5 protein-coding genes are annotated in these 3,176 nt (G+C 36.7%); 3 read left to right on the top strand and 2 right to left on the bottom strand.

Annotated elements, in window-relative coordinates; all coding sequences use genetic code 11:
- Nucleotides 1-30 precede the first annotated feature (30 nt).
- The 3 genes from V7164_RS14885 to V7164_RS14875 are packed head-to-tail and all read left to right on the top strand — an operon-like array spanning nucleotide 31 to nucleotide 1,532.
- Entirely contained in the window at nucleotides 31-657 is a 627-nt protein-coding gene (locus V7164_RS14885; RefSeq protein WP_335354478.1) for a metal-dependent hydrolase, read from the top strand.
- Between the two features lie 47 nt (nucleotides 658-704).
- Nucleotides 705-1,301: a class I SAM-dependent methyltransferase gene (locus tag V7164_RS14880; protein ID WP_335354477.1), complete on the top strand. Its 597-nt coding sequence runs from the start codon at nucleotides 705-707 to the stop codon at nucleotides 1,299-1,301.
- Nucleotides 1,302-1,325: 24 nt separating this feature from the next.
- Complete coding sequence (locus V7164_RS14875; protein ID WP_335347521.1) at nucleotides 1,326-1,532, top strand: DNA-binding protein; 207 nt, start codon at nucleotides 1,326-1,328, stop codon at nucleotides 1,530-1,532.
- Between the two features lie 71 nt (nucleotides 1,533-1,603).
- Here the strand turns inward: V7164_RS14875 and V7164_RS14870 are convergent, their stop codons facing one another.
- Entirely contained in the window at nucleotides 1,604-1,813 is a 210-nt protein-coding gene (locus V7164_RS14870; protein WP_335354476.1) for a hypothetical protein, read from the bottom strand.
- 271 nt (nucleotides 1,814-2,084) lie between these two features.
- Nucleotides 2,085-3,065 carry a ring-cleaving dioxygenase gene (locus tag V7164_RS14865; protein ID WP_335347519.1) on the bottom strand — a complete coding sequence of 327 codons (981 nt, stop codon included), beginning with the start codon at nucleotides 3,063-3,065 and terminating at the stop codon, nucleotides 2,085-2,087.
- Nucleotides 3,066-3,176: the final 111 nt, after the last annotated feature.

Raw genomic sequence — 3,176 nt, 5'->3', positions numbered from 1 at the left:
ATATAAGCTTAATGAAACAGGTGGAAAAAATTGAACGGTACATCACATACAGTCATCGGAGCAGCAACCGGTTTTTTGACAGCTAATTTGCTGCAAACAGATCCAACAGGAACTATTTTATTAGTTGGGATAGGGGCAATTTCAGGATTAATGCCGGATATCGATATTGACGGGAAGCTAAGTAATAAAATCACAATTTCACATAAGATTATAAGAACAGCTGCTCAATTCATAGCTATACTGTTGATTTTATATAGTTATTTTACTGGTTCAGGAATGAATAAATGGATAGGTATTGGGGCAGGAATGCTTATATTCATCATATCCTCGTTTATCACACAAAGAAGGATGCTGACAATTACAGGAATTGGTGTCTTATTTGGAGGTTTCTCACTTCAAGAAAATTGGTTATGGCTGTTAGGTATTTATATTATCGCAGCTTCATTTGTTCCTCATAGAAGCTATACCCATTCATTATTAGGTATTCTCTTTTTTGCATACATATCCATTCAGTTCGAAATAGCAATTGGGTACGAAGGTGTATTTATTACCTGCCTAATGGGCTATGTAAGTCATTTAATTGCCGACATGAAGATACTGCCCTTTAACAAAAGAGGGGTTAAATTCTTTTTGCCATTTTCCAAGAAGGAGTTTTAGGTGAAAATGGGTAAGTAGAAACTTTTCAATTATTGGAGTTGAAGAGATTGAGAAGTTCTTTACCAAATCTATATGATTTTTTCATGAGCCCTTTAGAAAGATGGAGGTTTCAAGGGATTCGTAGGGAATTGCTTAATAGAGCGACCGGGAAGGTGTTAGAACTTGGTTCAGGGACGGGCGTCAATTTTAAACTCTATGAACATGCAGATAAAGTCATCGCGATTGAGCCAAGTCAAAAGATGATTAATCGTTCTAGACCAAGACTTCAAAGTGCTGTTGTACCAATTGAAATTCTAAAGGTAAGTAGCGAGCAGCTGCCATTCGAAAGTCATACTTTTGATACAGTAGTGGCGACTTTGGTTTTTTGTACAATACAAAATCCAGAAAAAGCGCTGAGTGAAATTAATAGAGTTTGTAAACCAGGCGGAAGAATTCTCTTATTCGAACATGTCATTATGGAAAACAGCTTTCTATCTATGCTGCAGAATTGGTTAACTCCTGCATGGAAGAGAATTTGTGACGGATGCTGTTTGAATCGGGATACTTATGGGCTAGTCATTCAGCATGGTCTTACAATAATAAATATTGAAAAGCATTTTAATGGTTTGTTTATTGTCTTAGAAGCAAGAAATGATCAAAGTTAAACGATAAAAAAGGTGAGGTTCAAAATGACAGAAGAAGTAATGAGAAGCGATCTGCCTTCCGGATTAGCAAAACCAGCAAGACGTGCTCTGGAAGGAGCAGGTTACAGTAGACTTGATCAATTCACTAAAGTGAGTGAGGCAGAAATATTACAGCTACATGGAATGGGACCTAAAGCTATAGAGCAAATTCGACTTGCTCTTAAAGAGAAAGAGATGTCCTTTCTAAAATAAAAAATCATGAGAGTCTTCTTCAAGAGCCGATATTCAAAAATACCGGCTCCGACTACTTTTATTAATGCAAGTTATACATCCTCAAAGAAATCTCTAAACTCTTTCATATCTGTTGATTTATCATTTACATAATAGGGATTTTCGACTGTTGAGTCTTTTGGATCCAAATTCGTTTTTATGACCAAAGTGGGACCAGATGATCGTTGTGGGGCTATTATTCGATCATTCAGATTATCAAAATCCGGCAGTTTTTGGCTTCCTGGCTGGCTTGGTTCTGTCATCTTAGCACCTCCTGTATAAATAGGTTGCTTCTTGTGGAGAAATATATAAGGATAAAAGCTTATTTTTTGTCAAGGTAATTACCTAAAGTATTCACATTACTCTGTTTGAATTGTTAAGACAAGTAGGAAATAGAAGAGTGTTTGAAGTATAAAAAGTTGTATGCGTCAGTGTGGAGATAAGGAAGTGCAATTCATGAGAAGATAGCTTCATGAAAGAAAGAGATTGCCTGATTCTCCCAAAATGAAGAAATCAGGCAATGTGGTATAAAACTTAATATTCTTTTTCTATTTTCTTCGTACTTCTAATCGTATCGATTGGTCTAACTATTTTTTCAATATGCTCACGTTTTCCTTCTAAGAACGGGGGTAGGGATAATTTTTCTCCAAGTGTTTCATACGGTTCGTCTCCCATAAATCCAGGACCATCTGTAGCATACTCGAATAATATTTGAGGTGCCACTCTTGAGTATAAGGATCCGAAAAAGAAGCGGTCAATGAAACCAGATGTTGGGATTCGGAAGCTTTGAATCCGCTTGTCCCATTCTTCTAGAACAGAGCGGTCTTCAACACGGAATGCCGCATGATGAACGGTACCAAAGCCTTGTTGAGCCTGATGGAGATTAGGATTATCTTCTACTATTACTTGGGCACCATTTCCACCTTCTCCAACTTCAAATAAATGAAATTCTCCTTCCTGACCGATTTCTTTGAATAGGAGAACCTTTTCCATCACTTCTTTAAAATGATGAAAATTTGCGATGCGAACAAAGATTGGACCTAGGCCAGTAATCGCATATTCTAATGGAATAGGACCGTTTTGCCATGGTGTTCCAGAGGCAACCCCTTTATTATGTTCATCGGAAATCAATTGGTAATGCTGCTCATCGAAATCAATGAAGGAAAGTGTCTTTTTCCCAAATTGCTCTTTAATCCCCGTATGTTTAACTTCCAGTCGGTCAAATCTTTTAACCCAATAATCTAATGCCGCTTCATTAGGTACACGAAAGGATGTTTTCGAAATCTCATTTGTTCCGTGTACGCCTTTAGGAATGCCAGGAAAGTCAAAGAAAGTCATGTCTGTCCCTGCATTTCCAGCGTCATCTGCAAAAAATAGGTGATATGTTTTTATATCGTCTTGGTTAACCGTTTTCTTTACTAAGCGCATTCCTAAAACATAAGTGAAAAAGTCATAGATCTTTTCAGCACTGCTTGTAATGGCTGTTACATGATGGATGCCTTTTAGTTCGTTCATTAATATTCCTCCAATAAAACTTTTGATTTATATTGATTACTTTACCCATACAATTCGTATACATGAATCGAATTTTACTTTGAATAAAAGTATCTTTAATTCGAGATAATA

Origin of the sequence: Bacillus sp. JJ1474 (genome assembly GCF_036965225.1) — a bacterium.
Taxonomy (GTDB): Bacteria; Bacillota; Bacilli; order Bacillales; family Cytobacillaceae; genus Cytobacillus.
The sequence above is the reverse complement of the archived record's forward strand: the minus strand, read 5'-3'. Positions and strand labels throughout refer to the sequence as shown.